Source organism: Ruegeria sp. ABD4_443 (assembly GCF_056160865.1).
This window is the reverse complement of the sequence record NZ_JBSWYA010000001.1, coordinates 315,688-337,610: the sequence shown is the minus strand read 5'-3', so window position 1 is coordinate 337,610 and position 21,923 is coordinate 315,688. Positions and strand designations below refer to the sequence as shown.

General features: G+C 62.3%; 17 protein-coding genes. 10 read left to right on the top strand and 7 right to left on the bottom strand.

What is annotated here, in order from left to right; all coding sequences use genetic code 11:
• Positions 1–95: 95 nt before the first annotated feature.
• The 3 genes from ACXAG8_RS01670 (at position 96) to ACXAG8_RS01660 (ending at position 5,133) form a co-directional block, all read left to right on the top strand.
• Positions 96–2,348: a sensor histidine kinase NtrY-like gene (locus ACXAG8_RS01670; RefSeq protein ID WP_475221611.1), complete on the top strand. Its 2,253-nt coding sequence runs from the start codon at positions 96–98 to the stop codon at positions 2,346–2,348.
• Entirely contained in the window at positions 2,345–3,754 is a 1,410-nt protein-coding gene (gene ntrX, locus ACXAG8_RS01665; protein WP_475221609.1) for a nitrogen assimilation response regulator NtrX, read from the top strand. Before ACXAG8_RS01670 ends, ntrX begins: the two co-directional genes overlap by 4 nt.
• A gap of 197 nt (positions 3,755–3,951) precedes the next feature.
• Positions 3,952–5,133 carry an MFS transporter gene (locus tag ACXAG8_RS01660; RefSeq protein ID WP_475221608.1) on the top strand — a complete coding sequence of 394 codons (1,182 nt, stop codon included), beginning with the start codon at positions 3,952–3,954 and terminating at the stop codon, positions 5,131–5,133.
• A 13-nt stretch (positions 5,134–5,146) separates the two neighbouring features.
• Here ACXAG8_RS01660 and ACXAG8_RS01655 read toward each other — a convergent pair whose 3' ends face one another.
• On the bottom strand, positions 5,147–5,626 hold the full coding sequence (locus ACXAG8_RS01655; protein ID WP_475221606.1) for a hypothetical protein: 480 nt from the start codon (positions 5,624–5,626) through the stop codon (positions 5,147–5,149).
• A gap of 96 nt (positions 5,627–5,722) precedes the next feature.
• Here ACXAG8_RS01655 and trkA point away from each other — a divergent pair, with 96 nt between their 5' ends.
• From trkA to ACXAG8_RS01630, 5 genes are all read left to right on the top strand, one after another.
• The gene (trkA, locus tag ACXAG8_RS01650) at positions 5,723–7,099 is read left to right on the top strand and encodes a Trk system potassium transporter TrkA (RefSeq protein WP_475221604.1); all 1,377 of its coding nucleotides are present in this window, start codon (positions 5,723–5,725) and stop codon (positions 7,097–7,099) included.
• The gene (locus ACXAG8_RS01645; protein WP_475221603.1) at positions 7,099–8,637 is read left to right on the top strand and encodes a TrkH family potassium uptake protein; all 1,539 of its coding nucleotides are present in this window, start codon (positions 7,099–7,101) and stop codon (positions 8,635–8,637) included. Before trkA ends, ACXAG8_RS01645 begins: the two co-directional genes overlap by 1 nt.
• 132 nt (positions 8,638–8,769) lie before the next feature.
• Complete coding sequence (gene hfq, locus ACXAG8_RS01640) at positions 8,770–9,009, top strand: RNA chaperone Hfq (RefSeq protein ID WP_005982826.1); 240 nt, start codon at positions 8,770–8,772, stop codon at positions 9,007–9,009.
• Positions 9,009–10,280 carry a GTPase HflX gene (hflX, locus tag ACXAG8_RS01635; RefSeq protein ID WP_475221601.1) on the top strand — a complete coding sequence of 424 codons (1,272 nt, stop codon included), beginning with the start codon at positions 9,009–9,011 and terminating at the stop codon, positions 10,278–10,280. Before hfq ends, hflX begins: the two co-directional genes overlap by 1 nt.
• 24 nt (positions 10,281–10,304) lie before the next feature.
• Positions 10,305–10,610: a putative quinol monooxygenase gene (locus ACXAG8_RS01630; RefSeq protein WP_475221600.1), complete on the top strand. Its 306-nt coding sequence runs from the start codon at positions 10,305–10,307 to the stop codon at positions 10,608–10,610.
• Here the strand turns inward: ACXAG8_RS01630 and ACXAG8_RS01625 are convergent.
• The 4 genes from ACXAG8_RS01625 to hemB all read right to left on the bottom strand — a co-directional run bounded on the left by ACXAG8_RS01625 (position 10,592) and on the right by hemB (position 15,440).
• Positions 10,592–10,987, bottom strand: coding sequence for an SgcJ/EcaC family oxidoreductase (locus tag ACXAG8_RS01625; RefSeq protein WP_475221599.1), 396 nt, complete (start codon positions 10,985–10,987; stop codon positions 10,592–10,594). The two genes, ACXAG8_RS01630 and ACXAG8_RS01625, sit on opposite strands and share 19 nt — an antisense overlap.
• A gap of 113 nt (positions 10,988–11,100) precedes the next feature.
• On the bottom strand, positions 11,101–13,563 hold the full coding sequence (locus ACXAG8_RS01620) for a penicillin acylase family protein (RefSeq protein ID WP_475221598.1): 2,463 nt from the start codon (positions 13,561–13,563) through the stop codon (positions 11,101–11,103).
• 161 nt (positions 13,564–13,724) lie between these two features.
• On the bottom strand, positions 13,725–14,297 hold the full coding sequence (locus ACXAG8_RS01615; protein ID WP_475221596.1) for a lipid-binding SYLF domain-containing protein: 573 nt from the start codon (positions 14,295–14,297) through the stop codon (positions 13,725–13,727).
• A 144-nt stretch (positions 14,298–14,441) separates the two neighbouring features.
• Positions 14,442–15,440, bottom strand: coding sequence for a porphobilinogen synthase (hemB, locus tag ACXAG8_RS01610; RefSeq protein ID WP_475221595.1), 999 nt, complete (start codon positions 15,438–15,440; stop codon positions 14,442–14,444).
• Between the two features lie 116 nt (positions 15,441–15,556).
• Here hemB and ACXAG8_RS01605 point away from each other — a divergent pair, with 116 nt between their 5' ends.
• The gene (locus ACXAG8_RS01605) at positions 15,557–16,081 is read left to right on the top strand and encodes a component of SufBCD complex (protein ID WP_475221593.1); all 525 of its coding nucleotides are present in this window, start codon (positions 15,557–15,559) and stop codon (positions 16,079–16,081) included.
• Positions 16,082–16,101: 20 nt separating this feature from the next.
• Positions 16,102–19,560, top strand: coding sequence for a transcription-repair coupling factor (mfd, locus tag ACXAG8_RS01600; protein ID WP_475221591.1), 3,459 nt, complete (start codon positions 16,102–16,104; stop codon positions 19,558–19,560).
• On the opposite strand, the gene ACXAG8_RS01595 is transcribed toward mfd, so the two are convergent.
• On the bottom strand, positions 19,557–20,222 hold the full coding sequence (locus tag ACXAG8_RS01595) for an SH3 domain-containing protein (protein WP_475221589.1): 666 nt from the start codon (positions 20,220–20,222) through the stop codon (positions 19,557–19,559). The genes mfd and ACXAG8_RS01595 overlap by 4 nt on opposite strands.
• Positions 20,219–21,883, bottom strand: coding sequence for a tetratricopeptide repeat protein (locus ACXAG8_RS01590; RefSeq protein WP_475221587.1), 1,665 nt, complete (start codon positions 21,881–21,883; stop codon positions 20,219–20,221). Before ACXAG8_RS01590 ends, ACXAG8_RS01595 begins: the two co-directional genes overlap by 4 nt.
• Between the last annotated feature and the right edge of the window lie 40 nt (positions 21,884–21,923).

Genomic DNA, 21,923 nt, shown 5'->3' with positions numbered 1-21,923 from the left:
AAAGATCACGAAATATGGCGGTCCGTCGCAACAGCGACACATCAGGATGAGGGCAGACAGTGGCAACCCGGGCACAGAGCGGGCCGATTTTATGGATGAATCGGTGGCGTAAATCCCGAAAACTGCGCAATTTCGGTACCTTGGGGCTGGTTGTTCTGGGGCCGGTTCTGACGCTTGCGACCTATCTGGTGATCGGTCCGTTTGATCTTGGGGCCTCGGCGCCGACCCTGCGTCTGATTCTGCTGGCCGATCTGGTCTACATCCTTGTGGTCGCCGCGCTGGTGTTCAGCCAATTGGGCAATCTTATCGTCGCGCGCCGTGCCAAATCGGCGGGGTCGCGGCTGCACTTGCGTCTGATCGGCGCGTTTACCCTGTTGGCGCTGGTTCCGACTGTCACCGTGGCGATCTTTGCCGGGTTGACGGTGAATATCGGGCTTGAGGGCTGGTTCTCGGATCGGGTGCGGCAGGTTGTTGGGTCGTCGCTGACGGCGGCCGAAGCGTACGAGCTGGAACACCGCAGCGGGCTGACCCAGGACGCCGCCGTGCTGGCCCGTTTCCTGGATAATGCGCGGTCGCTGGATTTCTATATCTCGGACGCGGAACTGCGCGAGGTTCTTGCGCAGGGGCAGGCGCAGATACAACGGGGCCTGCGTGAGGCCTATGTGATTGATGGCAGTGGTGAAATCAGGTCGCGCGGCGACCGGTCTTATCTGTTCAATTACGAGGCACCAACCCCGGAACAGATCATCGAATCCCAGGACAAGGGCCTGTTGATCATCGCGGATTGGCCCAACAACGAATTTCGGGCCCTTGTGCCGTTGCAGGCCTATCTGGACCGTTACCTGTATGTCAGCCGCGATGTTGACGGGCAGTTGCTGACGCTGCTTGATGACACCAAGGAAACCGCGCAGTTCTATCAGCAACTGGAGAACGAACGGGGTCGTGTCCTGTTCGAGTTCGGCTTGCTGTACCTTGGGTTCGCGGTCATCCTGATCCTGGCCGCCGTGTCGCTGGGTATGTGGTTTGCCGAACGCCTGTCGCGCCCGGTGGGGCGGCTGACAACGGCGGCACAGCGGGTTGGCGCGGGCGATCTGGGCGTGCAGGTCATCGAAGAGGCCAGCGATGACGAAATTGCCATGCTGGGCCGGTATTTCAACCAGATGACGCGACAGTTGAAGGGCCAGCGGGACACGCTGCTGGAAAACACCCGCCAGATCGAACGCCGGCGGCGGCTGTTCGATTCGGTTCTCAGCTCGGTCACCTCGGGCGTGGTCGGGGTCGATTCCGACGGGTGCGTTACTTTCGTGAACCGGTCCGCCGAACGTCTGCTGGACTGGTCGCGCGGCGAAGAACACCTGTCCATCGGTATTGCCGTGCCCGAGTTCCTGCCGCTGTTCGAAAGCCTTAAGGAAAGCGGGCAAGAGGCCGTGCAGGGCGAGGTCAAGGTGACCCGCAAGGGGCAGTTGGAAAACCTGCTTGTCCGCATGGCCACCCGGCGCGGCGAAGATGGCGGGCTTGAGGGATATGTGGTTGCCTTTGACGACGTGACCGATCTGGTCAGCGCGCAGCGTATGGCTGCGTGGGGCGACGTGGCCCGGCGCATCGCGCATGAGATCAAGAACCCGCTGACCCCGATCCAGCTGAGCGCCGAGCGCATCAAGCGCAAGTTTTCGCGCAAGCTGGACGAAGAGGATTGCGACAGCCTGGTGTCGATGACCGATGTGATCGTGCGTCAGACCAACGACTTGCGGCGCATTGTCGATGAGTTCTCGAAATTCGCCCGGATGCCCGAACCGGAACGCCGCGAGGAAGACATCGCCGGGCTGGTGCGCGAGGCGGTTCTGTTGCAGCAGGCCGGGCAGCCCGATGTGCGCATTGATGCAGAGCTGCCGGATCAGCCCATTCTGGCCGATGTTGATGCAACCATGCTGAGCCAGGCGCTGACGAACCTGATCAAGAACGCGGGAGAAGCCATTGAAAGCCTTAAGCAAAAAGGGGCGCCAGAAAACCTGGAGCCGCAGATACAGGTAAAGGTGGCCACAGATCAGGCCGGAACCGAGATCACCATTGCCGACAATGGCATCGGCCTGCCCGAGGACCGGGCGCGGCTGTTTGAACCTTATGTCACCACGCGGGACGAGGGCACCGGTCTGGGGCTGCCCATTGTGAAGAAGATCATCGAAGAACATGGCGGAGCGCTGACCCTGGAAGACGCGCCCACCTTTGACGGACAGGACCATTTTGGCGCGATGGCCGTTATCCGTTTGCCAGGGGCCTCAGGCGGCCCGACCAATGCGCCGGAAAAAGTGGCGATTAAAACCAACAAACTGAAAGCAGGCCAAAGATGAGCGACATTCTGATCGTAGATGACGAACGCGATATTCGCGAATTGGTGTCCGACATTCTGGAGGACGAAGGCTATTCCACCCGGCTGGCGGCGAACTCGGACGAGTGCATGTCGTCAATCAACGCAGAGCCGCCGGGGCTGTTGATCCTGGATATCTGGCTGAAGGACAGCCGCATGGACGGGATCGACATTCTCAAGGCCGTCAAGCGTGACAACCCGGATGTGCCGGTGGTGATCATTTCCGGCCATGGCAACATCGAGATTGCCGTGGCGGCGATAAAGCAGGGCGCGTATGATTTCATCGAAAAGCCCTTTAACATTGACCAGTTGATGGTCGTGATCCGCCGCGCGATGGAAACCTCGCGCCTGCGCCGCGAAAACGCCTCGCTCAAGCGCAAGGAAGTCAGCAATTCCGACATGATCGGCAAATCGGCCGCTTTCCGCACGATGCAGGGGCATCTGGACAAGGTCACGAAATCCAACGGCCGGGTCATGCTCAGCGGGCCTGCGGGGTCAGGCAAGGAAATCGCCGCGCGTTATATTCATGCGCATTCGAACCGGGCCAATGCGCCCTTTGTGACCGTGAATTGCGCCGGGATCGAACCCGAACGGGTCGAAGAGGTCCTGTTTGGCCGCGAATCCGCCGAGAGGGGCGTGGAATCGGGCCTTTTGGAAGAGGCGCATGGCGGCGTGGTCTATTTCGACGAGGTCGCGGATATGCCGCTGGGGACCCAGTCAAAGATCCTGCGCGTGCTGGTTGATCAGCAGTTCCAGCGCGTCGGCGGCTCGGACAAGGTGCGGGTCGATCTGCGGGTGATATCCTCGACCAACCGCGATCTGGAAACCGAGATTTCCGCGAACCGGTTCCGCGAAGAGCTTTATCACCGGCTGAACGTGGTGCCGATCGCGGTTCCCTCGCTTGAGGAACGCCGCGAAGACATCCCGGTTCTTGCGCAGCATTTCATTGAAATGTGCAACGAAACCCAGGGGCTGCCGGTTCGCGACCTGTCCGAGGAAGCGGTTGCGTTGTTGCAGACCATGACCTGGCCCGGCAATGTCCGACAGCTGAAGAACCTGATCGAAAGGGTGCTTATCCTGGGCGATGGTTCTGGCCCGATCGAGGCGCGCGAACTGCCGAACGAAGAAGAAAAGACCGACGATTCAGGCCGGGTGGTGCTGTCTGGCGCGCTGGCAACGCTTCCGCTGCGCGAAGCCCGCGAGGCGTTCGAGCGTGAGTACCTTCTGACGCAAATCAACCGGTTTGGCGGCAATATCAGCCGCACCGCCAGTTTCGTGGGCATGGAACGCAGCGCGCTGCACCGCAAGCTCAAGTCTTTGGGGGTTGTCACCTCGAACAAGTCGGGCGCGCGGGTTGCGCAACTGGATGAGGCCGAGCCGGTAGAATAAGGGCGCAATCGGGGCCGGTTGACGCCGCCCCGAAAAGGGCGTCCGGCACGGCGGGCCCGCCCGACCGGAGGCTGCGGCGCAGCGCGGAGCGGCCGAAACCGAGCCATGCGAAATGGTGTCGCCGCGCAATTGCCAATGTCAGGGCGCCTGCGTTTTTCGGATTTCCGCCGCCGACCGTCGGCGTTACAACCCGCCCTATGAGATTTCCGTTCATGACGTTTTTGCAGGTCATCCTGTTGTGGTTGGCCGGGCTGGGCGCGGCCACGCAATTTGCCAAGATTGCCGTGCCGTTTGCCGAGGTCGGTCTTTTTTACCCGGCCCATGCCGAGGCGCTTGGATGGCTTTTGTCCATCATCAGCCTGATGGGGGCGATACTGGGCGCTGTTTCGGGGGCGATTGCGGGCAAGATCGGCCCGCTGCGCCTTTTGGCTTTTGGACTGGTGCTTGGTGGTGCGGTCTCGCTGCTGCAGGCCATGATCCCGCCATTTCCGGTCATGCTGGCCAGCCGGATCGTCGAAGGGCTTTCGCATCTGGCAATCGTGGTGGCCGCGCCGACATTGATTGCGCAGCTGACCCGGGGCAGGGCGCGCAATGCCGCCATGGTTCTGTGGAGCTCGTTCTTTGGTGTGGCCTTTGCGCTGAATGTCTGGATCGGGTTGCCATTCGTGGACTGGTACGGCCTGCCTGCCTATTTCGCGCTGCACGGCATTTTGATGCTGGTGATCATGGCGCTGGTCCTGATGTGCCGCATCCGCGTGGTGCAGGACCAGGTCGATCACGGGGGCAGGGGTGTTGCGCTGTTTGTTCAGGCCCATCTGAACAGCTATCGGTCGGCTTATGTGTCGGCCCCGGCGATCGGGTGGTTCTTTTATACGCTGACCTTCGTGTCGCTTTTGGCGATCCTGCCGGGCCGGCTGCCTTCGGGGCTGAGCGCGCAAATCGCCGGGCTGATGCCTTTGGCCGGAATTGTCCTGTCCTGGCTGGCGGTGCCTGTATTGCTGAACGTCATGTCCGCCGTGGCGGTGGTCAATATCGGCTTTGGGCTGGGTATCATCGCCCTGGCGGCATCGTATTTCGGTGCGCCGCTGTGGATGGTCTGCATCGGTTTGTTCTCGGTTCTGGGGCTTGTTCAGGGCGGCAGCTTTGCCGCTGTCCCGCAGTTGAACCAAACGGCAGACAACCAGGCGCTGAGCTATGGGGCGCTGGCGCAGATGGGAAATGCCGGAAACCTGCTGGGCACACCGGTCCTGCTGTGGGTGCTTGGGCGCAGCGATGAGGCGGGAATGTTCGCCGCCGTCATCGGGTTTTACGCTGCTGCCATGCTGTTGCATCTCTGGCTCGGGTTCCGCCGCAGACATGACCGGAAACCGGACGGATAAGCCGACCGCGCCATCAGCCGGATTGGCCCGGCGTGATGATCTGGAACGATCCGTCGTCGAATTTCACGAAACACGAGGCCGTGCCCAACGGCGGCAGCCGGGTTGTGGCCATCGCAGGGGCGCCGGATTTCACCGCCTGCTTGCAGGGCGGCAGACTGACCGGGCGATAGCCTTTTTCGGCCATGCATTGCGCCTCGACCTTGTTGCGCAGCGGCTGGTTCACGTCGACCGTGTAGATATTGCCCTGTTGCCACCAGCCGGGCGATTGCCAGCAGCGCCCGCGACCGTCGCAATAGGTGCGCCCGGGCCAGTAAACCGGCGGGCTTTGACGGACCTGGTTGGCCACGGGGGCTTTTTCCAGCGCCAGCACCTGGCACCGGGTCGTCTCGGTCTGCATCTGCGACACGGTTTCCCCCTCGCGGTAATACAGCGAAAGCGGACCGCAGGCCGTCAGGATCGCCGGTAGAATAAGCAGGCGTGTCACTGTTTTCATATGCTTACATTGCCTCACCTTTCGAACCATGACAATTCAATTGACCCGTTTGGGGGCATCTGTCATTCAAAGCGTTCAGGCAGAAGGGCCAATACCATGAAGGTCATCATTTGCGGCGCAGGCCAGGTCGGCTGGCAGATTGCGCGTCACCTGTCGGGCGAACTGAATGACGTGACGGTGGTGGACAACAACCCCGACCTTGTCCGGCGGGCCACCGAAACGCTGGATGTACAGGGCATTGCCGGTTTTGCCAGCTACCCCGACGTGCTGGAACGCGCCGGCGCGCGGGACGCCGACATGATCATCGCGGCCACGCATTCGGACGAGGTGAACATGGTCACCTGCCAGATGGCCCATTCGGTCTTTGCCATTCAGCGCAAGATTGCGCGGCTCAGGTCGAAATCCTATCTCGAAGCCATCCACTCGGACCTGTATCGGCGCGACCACCTGCCGATCGACGTGGTCATCAGCCCCGAACGCGAGGTCGCCGCGGCGGCCATGCGGCGGCTGTCGGCGCCGTCGGCCTTTGACACCGAAATTTTCATGGACGGCAAGGCGCAGCTGCTTGGGCTTAGGGTCGACGAGGATTGCCCGATCGTGAACACGCCCCTGCGGCAGCTGACAGACCTGTTTTCCACGCTCAGTTCCATCGTCGTCGGTATCCGGCGCGAAGGAACGCTGTTTGCGCCGGAATCCGAGGATCAGCTGTTCGAAGGTGACGAATGTTATGTCTTTACCAATGTCAAAGACGTGGACCGCACGGTCGAGGTTTTTGGCAAGGCGCAGAAAAAGCAGGACCGGCTGGTCATTGTCGGCGGCGGGAATGTCGGGCTTGAGGTCGCGCGCACGCTTGAGGAACGCGAAAGCCGTGTCCGGGCCAAGATCGTGGAACGCGACCGGCGGTGTGCGGAAATGGCGGCCGAGGCGTTGGAACGCACGATTGTTCTGAACGGTGACGGGCTGGATGCGGCCCTGCTGCGCGAGGCGGGGATCGAACGGGCCGACGCCATGCTGGCGGTGACGGATGATGACCGCACCAACATGCTGGCCGCCGTGCGCGCCAAGGCCGAAGGCTGTGCGCTGGCGATTGCGTTGATCAACGATCCCAGCATGGTTGCCCTGATGGGGCCGCTGGGGATCGACGCCTATATCAACCCGCGCGCCACCACGGTCAGTTCGATCCTGCGCCATATCCGCCATGGCCGGGTCCGGCAGGTCTATTCGATCGGCGATGCCGAGGCCGAGGTGATCGAGGCCGAGGTTCTGTCGACCTCGCCCCTGGCCGGGCAGAAACTGCGCGATATCGACTTTCCCGAAGGCGTTCTGGTGGGTGCAGTGCGTAAAGGCGACGAGGTCTTGCGTCCGACGGGCAGCCTGCGGATCGACGAAAAGGATGTGGTTGCCATTTTCGCGATGGCCAAGGATGTCCCCGAAGTCGAACGCCTGATGCAGGTTTCGATAGATTTCTTCTGATGGGTGTCGCGCGCAGACAGCAGGTCGGGGTGTTGCGGCGGTTGCCGTTATTTCTGCTGATCTGGGGGATGGCATCGCTGGCGATGTGGATTCCCGCAATCTATGCGCTTGCGCTGGATGATCACCCGACGTCGCGGTCGTTCTTTTATTCGGGGTTGCTGGGCGTTTTCCTTGTCGGCCTTGTCGCGCTGGCGATGATGAACCGCCAGCCCAGATACGGAACGCTGGGGCAGCTGGCCGTCTTGCTTGCGACCTTTACCATCCTGCCGCTGTTTCTGGCAGTGCCGTTCCATGACGCGGTTGGCAATACCACGTTTCTGAACGCGTATTTCGATATGGTCAGCGCCCTGACCACGACCGGGGCCGACCTGTTTCCCGACCCGTCCCGCCTGTTGGCGCCGCTGCATCTGTGGCGCGCGCTGGTGGGGTGGCTGGGCGGATTGCTGATGTGGATTTCGGCCGCGGCGATCCTGGCTCCGCTGTCGCTGGGCGGGTTCGAGATTACCGCACGCGGACAGCCGGGTCGCCCGGTTTCGGGCGTGGCGCAAAGCGAAAAGGTGGACCCGCGCGGGCGGCTGCTGCGGGTGTCGCGCACGCTGACCCCTGTCTATGTCGGTCTGACGGCGGTGATCTGGGTTCTGCTGCTGATCGCGGGCGAGGCCGGGTTGACCGCGATCTGCCACGCGATGTCGGTGATGGCCACCTCGGGGATTTCGCCGGTCGGCGGGCTGGAAGGGGCCGCAGCCGGCGTGACGGGCGAAGCGATCCTGTTCCTGTTCATGTTCTTTGCCCTGTCCCGCCTGACGTTTTCCGCCGACACAGCCGCTTCGGGCCAGTTGCGGCTGGACCAGGACCCCGAGTTCCGGATCGGCCTGATGATCGTTGTCGCGGTGGCGCTGCTGCTGTTCTTCCGCGCTTTGGCAGGCGTCGCCGAACTGGGCGAACATGTGGATGTTTGGCAATTGCTGAATGTGATGTGGGGGATGGTGTTTACCGTCATGTCCTTTCTGACCACGGCCGGGTTTGAAAGCGCGAACTGGAATGATGCGCAGCAATTGTCGGGGCTGGGAACGCCGGGGCTGGTCCTGATGGGGCTTGCCCTGATCGGCGGTGGCGTCGCCACGACCGCCGGGGGCGTCAAGCTGCTGCGGGTCTATGCCCTGTACCTTAACGGTGCGCGCGAGATTGATCGTCTGATCTATCCGTCTTCGGTAAGCCGCGAAGGCGGCCACAATCGCCGCATCCAGAGCGACGGCGCCTTTATCGCCTGGATCTTTCTGATGATGTTTGCCATCACGCTGGGGCTGTTTGACGTGTTGCTGGCGGCCTTTGGCGTCACTTTCGAACACGCCATGGTACTGAGCGTCGCGACACTCAGCACAACCGGGCCGCTGATCGAACTGGCCACCGACGACCCGATCCGCCTGATTGACCTGGGCGGGGGGGCAAAACTTGTGCTTTGTGCCGCGATGGTGATCGGACGGCTTGAGACATTGGCAATCATCGCCCTGATCACGCCTGCGTTGTGGCGGGGTTGAACACCCGTCAGCCCTGCCGGTTTGGTGCGTGATTTTTCATCTGGAATATCTTGGCGCGCCACTCCATACTCGGCCAGAGGGAGCGCGTTGGTCCGCAGCGCGTAGCAAGAACAACGGCGAGACTATAAAAACATGGCTTCGGACAGACAGAATCTTCAGGACGCGTTCCTGAACAATGTACGCAAAGCAAAAGTCCCGGTCACGATTTTCCTGATCAACGGTGTCAAATTGCAGGGTGTGATCACCTGGTTCGATAATTTCTGCGTATTGTTGCGCCGCGACGGACAGTCGCAGTTGGTATACAAACACGCGATTTCGACCATCATGCCATCGCAACCGATCAACCTGTACGAGGGCGAAGACGCCTCTTGATGGAACATGACAGGACGCGCACCCGGGCCTGGGTGCTGCATCCCGAAATCAAATCAGACGAACAGCGCCGCGTTCCCGAACCGGCGCTGGCCGAAGCTGTGGCGCTTGCCGACGCTTTGCCTGACCTCGACGTGGTCGGGTCTGAAATCGTGCGTCTGCAACGCGCCCAGCCCGGTCTGTTGTTCGGAAGCGGCAAGATCGAAGAACTGGGTGCCCGGCTGCATGACCACGAGGTCGAGCTTGTCCTGATCGACGGTCCGGTCACCCCGGTCCAGCAACGCAATCTGGAAAAGGCCTGGAAGGTCAAGATCCTGGATCGCACCGGGCTGATCCTTGAGATCTTCAGCGACCGCGCCCGCACCCGCGAGGGTGTGTTGCAGGTCGAGATGGCCGCGCTCAGCTATCAGAGAACCCGGCTGGTGCGGGCCTGGACCCACCTGGAGCGTCAACGGGGCGGGCTGGGCTTTGTCGGCGGCCCCGGCGAAACCCAGATCGAGGCAGACCGCCGCGCGATTGACGAGCAGCTTGTCCGCTTGCGGCGGCAATTGCAGAAGGTGGTCAAGACACGCACCCTGCACCGGGCGGCGCGGGCCAAGGTACCGTATCCGATTGTTGCGCTGGTGGGCTATACCAATGCCGGAAAATCGACGCTTTTCAACCGTTTGACCGGGGCCGAGGTGATGGCCAAGGACATGCTGTTTGCCACGCTGGACCCGACAATGCGCCGGGTGCAGCTGCCCGACGGCCCCGAGGTGATCCTGTCGGACACGGTGGGGTTCATCTCGAACCTGCCAACAGAGCTGGTCGCGGCTTTTCGCGCCACGCTGGAAGAGGTGCTTGGCGCGGACCTGATCGTGCATGTGCGCGATATCAGCCACGCGGAAACCGATGCGCAGGCGCGCGATGTCGCGGCGATCCTGGCGTCGCTGGGCGTCGATGACGAACGGCCGCAGCTTGAAGTCTGGAACAAGATCGACCTGCTGACCCCGGATGAGCGTGACGCGGCGTTAGCGCGGGCCGAACGTGACGCGGATATCTTTGCCCTGTCAGCCGTTACCGGCGAGGGGCTGCCGCAATTGTTGGAACAGATTGCGACCACGATTCAGGGCGCTCGGCATCAGGCCACTTTGACGCTTGGCTTCGCCGAGGGGAACAAGCGCGCCTGGCTGTTCCGGCAGGATGTGGTGCGCGCCGAGGACCAGACAGAGACAGGGTTTGTCCTGCAGGTTCTGTGGACCGACAAGCAAGCCGCGCAATTCGCGGCGCTGTGATCCCTCTCCAGAACTGAGGTAGGCATGTCAGACGAAAAGATATTTCTGAACGGGCACATCATGGTGCCTGCCGACAGGATCGAACAGGTGCGGGCGGCCTTGCCGGACCACATCGCGCTGACCCGTGATGAACCCGGCTGCCTCGTCTTTGAAGTTCTGGAAGACCCCGATACTGCGGGCCGTTTCAATGTACGGGAAGTGTTCGAAAATCAGGCCGCCTTTGACGCCCATCAGGCCCGTATGCGGGCATCGGACTGGTTCCGGGTCACGCAAGGCCTGCCGCGCGACTATTCGATCACCCGGCAACAGGATCAAAGACCGTCGATCTGACGCTGAAAATCGTCGGCGTCGAACCAGCCCTGCGACGCGATGACTTTGTGTTCCGCGTCCAGGTCCCATTCTTCCCAGCCGCGCGTGACGACAAGGTTGCCGGTTTCGGCATGGTGCCCTTCCAGCGTCCAGACAAAGATGGCGTGGCTGCCCGCCCATCGCAACATGTCGCAGCGCAGTTCAAGGTCGGGAAACTGCGCGTGAAATCCGCGCGCCATTTCGGAAATTGCGGCGCGCCCCTGCAGGGGTTCGCCCCGGTTGATGGATATCTGACCTTCGGGGACAAAAAACGCCGCAACCGCGTCCGGATCGCCCGAGCTCCAGGCTATGGCATAGTCGCGCGCAAGATTGTTCAGGGTGTCTCGAACGCTGCCCACCGGCCTTTTCCCCCATGTCCGTACATCGGCCCTCAGGATGCTAGTCGAAAAGGGGGCAGCGCGTCCATGTAAGGCCGCCGCAAGGGGCGGGGAATTGCCGATGCCGCGCGGTCTTAGCGTGGCGTAAGGACGGTGACGCCAACCGCTGCGGCACGGGCCAGGTCGATATCCAGGGACATGGGGATGTATTCGCCGCGCCGCCACAGCTGTGCCTGGTCATCATAGTATCGCGACAGGAAATGGCCGGACTGGCCCGTTGCGGTGATAAAGACCGAGCTGTCGGGATCGGCGAAATCGTAGACGCCGCGATACCCTGCGCCATGCACGTTTTGGAACGGGTCGGGGCCATCGCCCGACGTGCGGCCCCGCAGCAAGGTGTTGTCGCCGCCGCTGGTGGATTGGCGGATATTGACGAAATACCGCAGCACCGGGATTGTCCCCAGAACCGGATGGTCATGGGTGGCCTGGTGTGCATCGCCCCAGCGCAGTGATTCCAGCGCGCCGCCATAGCGTTCCGTTATCCAGATCAGCGCATCGTCCAGCGCCAGGCGGGCCATATCGGTGCAGGTCTCAACCGGGGCGCTTTGCCGGACATCGCACCAGGCCCCGGCACCGTCGATGTTGCGGTATACGCGTTCGATGAACAACGGCTCGACATGTTTGAACTCGTTTGCCAGCGGCCCCAGCTCATCCGCGATCAGGCGGATTTGCAAGGCCCTCAGCCAGGCTGCATAGATCAGCGGCTCGGGCAGGTGCTCGTTCATCTCGCCGTTCCATTCAGCCAGCAGGGACAGGGCGATCTGGCGCTGGCGTTCGGGGGTGCCTGCCGGTGCGGCCTGGCCGGTGAACCACAGGTCGGCGCCGATCAGCGGCAGCAGGGACCGTGCGGTAAAGCTGACCGTGTCAAGCTGCGCCTCGATAAAGCTGTCGCGGGTATGTACCTCGCGCGATTGCATCAGCCGTTCCCAGCGGTGGACCCGCTGCGTATCGCCCCATTCATACGAGACATGGTCGGGAAAGGGGCGGTCGATGATCTTGTTGTTGGTATTGCCCAGAATGCCGCCCAAAGGGGCCACGAATTCAGGGTTATCGGCAAAGGGAAGCCGCCCCTGCCACAGGTTTTCGCGCAGCCATCCTTGCGTCGGGACGCGGCCCTTGCCGACATTTCGCCGGTCGCGGGCGGGCATGGCGCCGATCAGCTTTAGCCCGATGGTGTTCTGGTCGACCAGCGACAGGTTCTGCGACGGGGCGATGAACCCCTCGGCCACGCGGATCGCTTGTTGGACGGTGTCGGCATTCATCAGGGCCATCGACGCCGTCATCGACGTATCGCGCGGGCTGAGCGCGGTCCAGCTGAGCGAGGCGACATGCCCCGGCGGGGTGATACTGGCCAGGTCAAGATGCGAGCCCGGCAGAACCGGTCCGTTGTCGGTCCAGCGCAGCGTCAGCGTAACGGGGGCGGCATTCTTGATGTCGATAATGGACGGGCGCGTCTGGAACTGCTTATAGCCGTCAGGCGTCAGGTATTCTTCTGGGTTGTCGGGGTTGAGCTGTTCGATATGAACGTCCTGATCATCCAGGTAAGACGAGGTCAGCCCCCAGCCCAGCCGATCGCTGCGCCCGGTCATGATGGCCGGAACACCGGGGATCGAGGCGCCGATGACGCCCCCCTTGGCCAGTTCCAGCCGGGCCAGGTACCAGATGCCGGGGGCGGTGAAACCCAGATGCGGATCGTTGGCCAGCAGCGTGCCGCCACTGGCGGACCGGGACGGCGCGGCAGTCCATGCGTTGGATGCGCCAGCAAGCCCCCGCACGGGAATTGGCGACAACGGATGCACGGGTTCGGCGTCGCTGGCCGCGTATCGGGGCAGGCCGGGAAACAGTGCAGCATATTCCGGCAGCGCCGCGATGCCCGAACCGGGAACATCGGGCAGGATATCGGCAAGCCGCGCCGGGTCGTTCAGCATCAGCGATGTCCGCGCCCGCAGCACCTCGTCGCGCATATGGCCCGACAATTGCAGGCTCATCAGCTTGATGATCGCAAGGCTGTCGCCGGGTTGCCAGGGCGAAACCGGCGCGTTGAACAGGAACATCTCGGGCGCGCCACGTCCCAGCGCCATTTCGTTGATTTCCGTCAGCCGGGCATTTACCCCCGCGGAATAGGCCCGCAGGGCAGCCCTGGTATAATCGTCCTGAACCTCGACCGACCGGTGGGCAAGCCCATAAAGGTCCAACCGGCGCAGGAACTTGTCGACGGAAACGGTGCGCGCGCCAAAGACCTCGGACAGCCGCCCCTGGACGGTCCGGCGCAGGATGGTCATCTGCCACAACCGATCCTGGGCATGGGCATACCCCAGTCCGAAAAAGACATCCGGGTCGGTTTGCCCAAGGATATGCGGGACATTGGCGGTATCCCGGACGATTTCGACAGGCGCGTCCAGCCCGTCAACAGTCAGGGTTTGGTCATAGTCGGGCAGGGACTGGCTGGCCAGGAAATAGACCAGCCCGATGGCGCCAAGCGTCAGCAAGACAAGCCCCGACGCGACCCGCATCAACCAGCGAAAGACATGACCCATCGGTGCCGTACCACTTTGTTCAATTCAAGTTGCGCCAAGTCTATTTCATGGCGCGGGTGTCCGAAAGAGGAACCGCCCGAAAATCTGGCCGCGAAAGGAAAGACCCCGCCAGAACCGGTTGGGATCTGGCGGGGTCCAAGGGTGGGGGAGTGGTATGTGGTTTACGGAATGATCCGCGTGTATTTCTGACCCTCGACCGTTGCGCCGATCTGCAGTCCGGCCTGACCGAATATGGCCGCCAGGACCGGGGTACGCAGGGTTGTTGTATCTGTCGAAAGCTGGTCGCCCTGATCGCTGACCACGTATCCGATATCGGCCCCCGCGGTCCAACCGCTGGAGCGGCGGAAATCGTTCAGCGCGTCCTCGGTCATGAAGAACAGGACATGCGCGTATTGCTGGGCGCCGATCTGCAGGCCAGCCGTGCCCTTGACGGCCGAGTAATAGTCGACCGTTGCCCCCTGAATGCGCAGCGCGCCGCGCCCATAGCCGCCACCAAAGACGAAACCGGCTTCGGTGATCAAGGGCATGACCAGCATGCCGTTCGCCTTGTCGGCGATTTCAACCGTATTGGGATAGCGGCTGTACATTTCGTTCAGCGTGGCGTCGACGCGCGCGTCGATGGTCGCCGCGTTGGAATTGCCAATGCCGTTGCCGCAAGCGGCGGTCAGCGTCAGTCCGGCCATGCCAAAGGCAAAGCCGCGACGGCTCAATCGAGGTGTCTGGAAACTGCTCATGTTTATTTTTTCTCTGTCGATGTGCCTGAAATGCCGGGTCGTCCCGATCTTATGTGCAAGAATACGCCGATTGCGCCTGCGTGTCACGGAAAAGCTGCCCCGACTACGCAGGTCATCGGCGAAATCTTGCAAGATACCGGGGAATTAGCCTTGAAGGATACGGGCCACCTGCGGTGCGAAATAGGTCAGGATGCCGTTGCAGCCCGCGCGTTTGAACGCCAGCAGGCTTTCCAGCATGACCTGTTCGCCGTCGATCCAGCCGTTTTGCGCCGCGGCCTGTATCATCGCGTATTCGCCGGACACCTGATAGGCATAGGTCGGCGCGCCAAAGGTGTCTTTGACCCGTCGGCAGATATCCAGATAGGGCAACCCCGGTTTGATCATGACCATGTCTGCGCCTTCGGTCAGGTCGCGTTCGATCAGGCGCAGCGCCTCATCCGTGTTGGCCGGATCCATCTGATAGGTCTTCTTGTCTCCGGTCAGCGCCCCGGATGCGCCCACCGCATCGCGGAACGGGCCGTAAAAGGCGCTGGCATATTTGGCGGCATAGCTGAGGATCATCACCCGCTGGTGACCCGCCGATTCAAGCGCGCGGCGCATTTCGCCGATACGGCCATCCATCATGTCCGACGGACCGATGATGTCGGCCCCGGCCTCGGCCTGGGCCAGCGTCATCTTGACCAGCGCCTCGACCGTCCGGTCATTCACGATCTCGCCATCCACGACATAGCCGTCATGGCCGTTGATGTTGTAGGGGTCCAGCGCCACGTCCGTCATCACCGCGATATCGGGCGCCGCGGCCTTGATCGCGCGAATGGCGCGGTTCGACAGGTTGTCGGGGTTCCAGGCCTCGGCGCAGTCTTCGGTCTTCAGCGCGGTGTCGGTATAGGGAAAGATGCAGATGGCCGGAATTCCCAGCGCCTGTGCCTCGGTCGCGGCGCGGGCGATCAGGTCGACCGAGCGGCGCATGACGCCGGGCATCGAGGGCACGGGTTCTTCGATGCCTTCGCCATCGCGCACGAAAACGGGCCAGATCAGATCCTGTATGCCCAGGCTGTTTTCGCGAACCAGCCCCCGGATCGCATCGGATTGACGCGCCCTGCGAAAGCGGGCAAGTGGATAGGGGGCGACGGTCGGTTTCATGCGTGTTCTCCTTGAACATTCGCGCATTGGGTGGCATGAATTCGCCGTGGTCTCAAGGGTACCAATGGACGCGCCGCCGCGATAAACCCCCTGATGAATTGAACAAAGGTTTGGGTTTGGACTGGTACTCTTCGATCTTCGAACTCATCGACATGCGCAGCTTTTCGAATCTGTGGTTCTGGATCGCATTGGCGGTTCTGTGGTCCTCGGCCAGCCATTGGGTGATGGGTGTGCCCTATGACCTGGTCGTGCGGGCCCGTCGTGTCGGCGGACAGTCCGAGGCAGACCTGCTGGACATCGTGCGTATCAACACCAATCGGCTGATCTATATCGCGGATGTATCCGGAGTGGTCATCTTTTCGTTTTGCTGTTTCATTTTCGCCGGTCTGGTGACGCTGGGCTTTTTCTATCATGTCGAATTCGCGCAGGCGGTGTTCCTGCTGCTGTTTCCGATGTCCCTGGTTGCGATGATGAACGTCAAGGTCGCCCGCCGTTTGCGGCAGCAGGAATTGACCGTGGACCGCGTGTCAAAGATCCTGACCCGCAGCCGCGTCTACACCCAGATCATCGGGATGATCGCGATACTGGTCACTTCGCTTTGGGGCATGTATCAGAACCTTTCGATCGGCGTTCTGGGATAAGAAATCTGAAAGGCACGGCAATGACGGCTCCGAACCACGTAACTGTCGGCGGCGCCCCGGAAGGGCATGACGCGCAGCTTGTCCTGAACGAGGTCGCCCGGTCGGGTGGGCCGGTGGCCCATGTCGCCCGTGACGACAAGCGGTTGGAGGCGATGCGCGCCGCCTTGGCCTTTTTCGCGCCTGACATGCCGGTCTTTGTCTTTCCGGGTTGGGATTGCCTGCCTTATGACCGGGTTTCGCCCAATGCCGATATTGCCGCGGCGCGTGTGGCGACCCTTGCGGCACTGGTCCATCAGATGCCGGACCGGTTTGTGTTGCTGACTACGCTGAATGCGGCGACGCAACGCGTTCCGGCCCGCGCGACCCTGCGCGAGGCGGCGTTCTCGGCCCGGGTGGGCCAGCGCGTTGACGAAAACGCGCTGCGCAATTTCCTGGTGCGGATGGGGTTTGTCCAAAGCCCGACGGTGATGGAGCCGGGCGACTATGCCATTCGCGGCGGCATCATCGACATCTACCCGCCGGGCGAGGCCGGGCCGGTGCGGCTGGACCTGTTCGGCGACGTGCTGGACGGCGCGCGCCGGTTCGATCCGGTCTCGCAACGCACGACAGACAAGCTGGATATCGTGGAACTGGCCCCGGTCTCTGAGGTCATTCTGGATGACGCCGCGATAACCCGGTTCCGCCAGAACTATCGCATCGAATTTGGCGCGGCGGGCACCGATGATCCGCTGTACGAGGCCGTCAGCGCGGGCCGCAAACATCAGGGCATCGAGCATTGGTTGCCGTTCTTCCACGAGACCTTGGAAACGCTGTTCGACTATCTGCCGGGGGCAACGATATCGTTGGATGATCAGGTTACGCCTGCGCGTCTGGCGCGGTGGGACACCATTGCCGATCAGTATGAAACCCGGCGGCTGGCGCTGGAAAACCGATCACGCATGGACACGGTGTATAAACCGACGCCGCCTGCGTTGCTGTATCTTGACGATGCCGCATGGCAGGCCGCAATCGGCGACCGCCGGGTGCTGCAGTTCAGCCCCTTGCCGCAGGCCAGCGGACCGGGGGTGATCGATGCAGGCGGGCGGATCGGGCGCAATTTTGCCCCCGAACGTCAACAGGAAAGCATCAGCCTGTTTGGCGCGCTGACCAGCCATATCACCGACAAGATGGCCAAGGGGCCGGTGTTGATTGCGTCTTACTCCGAAGGCGCCCGCGAACGGCTGACGGGGCTGATCGAGGATGAAGGTCTGGCCGAGGCGATCCCGGTGATGAACGGCACCCGCGTCGGCAAACGGGGCCTGCATCTGGCCGTCTGGGCGTTGGAACACGGGTTCGAAACCCCCGATCTGACGGTCATCGCCGAACAGGATGTGCTGGGTGACCGTCTGATCCGCCAGCCCAAGAAACGCCGCAAGGCCGAGAATTTCCTGACCGAGACCCAATCCCTCAGCCCCGGCGATCTGGTGGTGCATGTGGACCACGGTATCGGCCGCTATATGGGGATGGAGGTGGTCACGGCCGCCGGGGCGGCGCATGAATGCCTGCTGTTGGAATATGCCGAAGCGGCCAAGCTGTACTTGCCGGTCGAGAACATCGAGCTGCTGTCGAAATACGGCCATGACGAAGGTCTGCTGGACCGTCTGGGCGGCGGCGCGTGGCAGGCCAAAAAGGCCAAGCTGAAAGAGCGCATCCGCGAGATGGCGGACAAGCTGATCCGCATCGCCGCCGAACGCGCCCTGCGCAAAGCGCCCGTGATGGACCCGCCGCCCCACGCGTGGGAGGAGTTCAGCGCGCGCTTTCCCTATCAGGAAACCGACGATCAGTTGCGTGCGATTTCCGAGGTAATGGAGGACATGCATTCCGGCGCGCCGATGGATCGTCTGATCTGCGGCGATGTGGGCTTTGGCAAGACCGAGGTCGCCATGCGCGCGGCCTTTGTGGCGGCCATGTCCGGTGTGCAGGTCGCCGTTGTCGCGCCGACCACGTTGCTGGCGCGCCAGCACGCCGCCAGTTTCAGGGAGCGGTTCCGGGGTTTCCCGCTGGAGGTGCGTCAGCTTTCGCGCTTTGTCTCGGCCAAAGAGGCGCAGCAGACCCGCGACGGGCTGGCGCGCGGCACGGTGGATATCGTGATCGGCACCCATGCGCTGTTGGCCAAAGGGGTGCGGTTCAGCAATCTGGGCCTGCTGATCATCGACGAGGAACAGCATTTCGGGGTTGGCCACAAGGAACGGCTGAAACAGCTGCGTTCCGACATCCATGTGCTGACCCTGACCGCCACGCCAATCCCGCGCACGCTGCAACTGTCGCTGACCGGGGTTCGCGATCTGTCGATTATCGGCACGCCGCCTATCGACCGGCTGGCGATCCGCACCTATGTCAGCGAGTTCGACGCGGTGACGATCCGCGAGGCGCTTTTGCGCGAACATTATCGCGGCGGGCAGAGCTTTTACGTGGTGCCGCGCATCTCGGACCTTCCCGAGATCGAGGAATTCCTGAAGGAACAACTGCCGGAACTGACCTATGTGGTTGCCCACGGGCAGATGGCGGCGGGCGAGCTTGATGACCGCATGAACGCCTTTTACGACGGCAAGTATGACGTGCTGCTGGCCACGACGATCGTGGAAAGCGGGCTGGATATTCCGACGGCTAACACGATGGTGGTGCACCGGGCGGATATGTTCGGTCTTGCGCAGCTTTATCAAATCCGGGGCCGGGTGGGGCGCTCGAAAACCCGGGCCTATGCTTATCTGACCACCAAGCCGCGCGCGCGCCTGACGGCGACGGCTGAAAAGCGGCTGCGGGTTCTGGGCTCGCTCGATACGCTGGGGGCCGGGTTCACTTTGGCCAGCCAGGACCTGGACATTCGCGGCGCCGGTAACCTGCTGGGCGAGGAACAATCCGGCCAGATGCGTGACGTCGGCTATGAACTGTATCAGTCGATGCTGGAAGAGGCGATTGCCAAGATCAAATCCGGTGAAATGGAGGGGCTGTCGGACGCCGATGACCAATGGGCGCCGCAGATCAATCTGGGCGTCCCGGTTCTGATCCCCGAGGACTATGTGCCCGATCTGGACGTGCGTCTGGGCCTTTACCGCCGCCTGTCGTCGCTGTCGACCAAGGTCGAGCTTGAGGGCTTTGCCGCCGAACTGATCGACCGGTTTGGTGCATTGCCCAAAGAGGTCAACACCTTGATGCTGGTCGTGCGCATCAAGGCCATGTGCAAACGCGCAGGCATCGCCAAGCTGGATGGCGGGCCAAAGGGCGCGACGATTCAGTTCCACAATGACAAATTCGCCTCGCCTCAGGGTCTGGTCGAGTTCATCCAGAACCAGCGCGGGCTGGCCAAGGTCAAAGACAACAAGATCGTCGTGCGCCGCGACTGGAAGAAAGACAGCGACAAGATCAAAGGCGCCTTTGCCATTGCGCGCGACCTGGCGGAAAAGGTCGTGGCTGAAAGGAAGAAAAAGACGAAAGCCTAGTCGCCGGTGACAAAGGTGCAGATTTGCCAGTCGCCCGCCTCGGTTTTCACCAGCGCAGCGCGATAGCCGACCATAGACCACAGAAAATCGCTGTGCATGAAGCCCGATGTGCCATCCGTCAGCCGGACTTTCTGATACTCGGCCCCCGATCGGTGTTCGGGGATAATGACGACTTCGTGGCTGATAAGGTCCAGGATCGGGTCGCTGCGCGACGGGCCCGAGCGCAGCGAAACACGGTCGCCGGTGACGAAATAGGCCGTGAACGGGTCCAATGCGGCAGGCAGGGTGATTTTCCAGGCATGCGGCATCCAGAATTCGCCCTGGTCGTCGAAATATCCCGGCTGTGACAGCGTATCCTGCAACGCCTGCCAATAGGCGTCGGCATTGCCGGTGGCATCCGCCGACTGCGCCTTGGGCGGCTGCGTCAGGTTGCTGCGCAATTCTTCGGGGCCGCCCTCGGTGCCGTGGCTCAGATAGATGTCGGGGCAGGCCGCGGCTACCACCGCTTCGGTATCGCGGGCCCTGACCTTTGACAGCACGTCGGCGCGAAATTCGACCAGCGCAGGATCACGATCCGCTTCGTCCAGGGGCGGAAAACTCTGGCGCTGTGCCAGGGCGGGCGCGGCGCTCAGCAGCAGGGCCGCAAGATATGTGGTTTTCATTCAGCCGCCCTCATCGCCGCCTGAGCGCAAAAACAGGACGCCCCCACCGCGCGATCCGCGCGCGCCAATGCAAGGCTAAGGCGCTGTTGCACCTGTTTGATTTCAACGTCTTCCTTGCGCGCCTTCAGACAGTCGTGCAAGCCCTTGAGGCTCCAGACATTGTCGGGATGGATCGACGCCCGGCCGAGCGTGCCGCCCAGGCCCAGATCCTCGCGATAGACGGCCTCGGCTTCGGCGACGTGACCCTGTTCGAACAGCAAAGCCCCCAGCGCGTGCCGGGTTGGCTGCATCCAGCCCCACGGCTCGTCATAGGGCAGCGCGTCATCCAATTCGACCGAGCGGCGCAGATGGGCATAGGCAAGATCGAAATTGCCCTTGCGGTACTCGATCTCGCCGCGTGCCATTTCTGCCGCGATATCAAGCAGGTCGACGACGCGGTTATTGTGCAGAAGCCGCGAGTCCGGGACGCAGGATTTTGCCGCGAGGAACAACCGTTCTTCGGCTTCGGCCTCGGCAATCTGGCCGGTCGCCGCATGGGCGATGGCGCGGGCATAGTGGATCGTGGCGGTCAGAGTCCGATAGAGGTCGGGCTCGTCGGGCAGGTCCAGCGCCTTGGCCTCTTCCCAGCGGCCAAAGCGGATCAGGATATGTGGACCCATGGCCATGTAGCTTTCGAAATAATCCGCCATGGGCGGGCTTTCGATGCGCAGCAAATCCGCCGGCGTGGTGTCCCACAGGCCCTGGTTGGCGCGCAGGGCGGGTTCGATCTGGCCCAAGAACATGGCGCCGTAAATGGCAAAGTGATAATTGTGCTGGCGATAGCCGGTGTAGATGTTGAAGGCGCCTTCGCGCTCAAAGTACTTCAGGTCGGCCTCGGTGGCCTTGGCGTTCCAGTGGGCGACATTGTGATAATGGCCGCACAGCACGTCGATATGGGTCGGCATGTGGATCAGGTGCCCGGAATCCGGGACCAGCGTGCGCAGCACGTCGCCCGCTTTCAGCGCCTTCTCGGGCGTGGGCGACATCTCCATCAGGTGCACATAAAGATGCAGCAGGCCGGGATGTGACATGGCGGCGGGGTCATTGGCCATTGCCCATTCCAGCGCCTCTTGTGCCTCAAGCGTGGCGGCGCCTTTGGCGGGCTGGCCGGTTTTCAGGTCCCACATCTGCCAGGGGGTCAGGTTCAGCAGGGCCTCGACGAAAATCGTGCGCAGCGCCAGATGGTCGGGCTGGGCCGCAAAGGCCGCGCGCATGGCGTCGGCGAAATCGTGATCCCAGGACTGCATGTCTTCGATCGGGGTCCGCTGCGGATAGCGGGCGGGCAGCGCGCGGATCAATGCCTGTTCGGCCTCGGTGCAGCCGTCCATCGTAGCCAGCGCGTTTTGGGTGGCGTCATAGGCCGTGGCCAGGGCCGTTTCGCGCCCCTGATCATCGCGCCGCCACCAGGGCATGTTATAGTTCGGCCCAGCCGCATAGGCGACGCCCCAATGGGCCATGGCGCAGTCGGGGTCATGTTCCAGCGCCTGTTGAAAACAGGCGACGGCCTCTTCGTGGTTATAGGCATAGGTCCAGATCAGACCACGATCGAACCAAAGCTGCGCCTTGGCGGACGGGGTGGTTACCGGGCAGGTATGCGCGCCCAGATCATAGTAGTCGCCCATTGAGAAACCTCCGCTGATTGCGGGCAGGTTAGCGCGATTC

Bases quoted from the DNA above. Each gene is read 5' to 3' on its own strand.
- ACXAG8_RS01595 (WP_475221589.1), bottom strand. From the start codon at position 20,222: ATGAAAACCACATATCTTGCGGCCCTGCTGCTGAGCGCCGCGCCCGCC.
- ACXAG8_RS01590 (WP_475221587.1), bottom strand. From the start codon at position 21,883: ATGGGCGACTACTATGATCTGGGCGCGCATACCTGCCCGGTAACCACC.
- trkA (WP_475221604.1), top strand. From the start codon at position 5,723: ATGAAGGTCATCATTTGCGGCGCAGGCCAGGTCGGCTGGCAGATTGCG.
- ACXAG8_RS01615 (WP_475221596.1), bottom strand. From the start codon at position 14,297: ATGAGCAGTTTCCAGACACCTCGATTGAGCCGTCGCGGCTTTGCCTTT.
- ACXAG8_RS01660 (WP_475221608.1), top strand. From the start codon at position 3,952: ATGAGATTTCCGTTCATGACGTTTTTGCAGGTCATCCTGTTGTGGTTG.
- ntrX (WP_475221609.1), top strand. From the start codon at position 2,345: ATGAGCGACATTCTGATCGTAGATGACGAACGCGATATTCGCGAATTG.
- ACXAG8_RS01620 (WP_475221598.1), bottom strand. From the start codon at position 13,563: ATGGGTCATGTCTTTCGCTGGTTGATGCGGGTCGCGTCGGGGCTTGTC.
- hemB (WP_475221595.1), bottom strand. From the start codon at position 15,440: ATGAAACCGACCGTCGCCCCCTATCCACTTGCCCGCTTTCGCAGGGCG.
- ACXAG8_RS01670 (WP_475221611.1), top strand. From the start codon at position 96: ATGAATCGGTGGCGTAAATCCCGAAAACTGCGCAATTTCGGTACCTTG.
- ACXAG8_RS01655 (WP_475221606.1), bottom strand. From the start codon at position 5,626: ATGAAAACAGTGACACGCCTGCTTATTCTACCGGCGATCCTGACGGCC.
- ACXAG8_RS01630 (WP_475221600.1), top strand. From the start codon at position 10,305: ATGTCAGACGAAAAGATATTTCTGAACGGGCACATCATGGTGCCTGCC.
- hfq (WP_005982826.1), top strand. From the start codon at position 8,770: ATGGCTTCGGACAGACAGAATCTTCAGGACGCGTTCCTGAACAATGTA.
- mfd (WP_475221591.1), top strand. From the start codon at position 16,102: ATGACGGCTCCGAACCACGTAACTGTCGGCGGCGCCCCGGAAGGGCAT.
- ACXAG8_RS01645 (WP_475221603.1), top strand. From the start codon at position 7,099: ATGGGTGTCGCGCGCAGACAGCAGGTCGGGGTGTTGCGGCGGTTGCCG.
- hflX (WP_475221601.1), top strand. From the start codon at position 9,009: ATGGAACATGACAGGACGCGCACCCGGGCCTGGGTGCTGCATCCCGAA.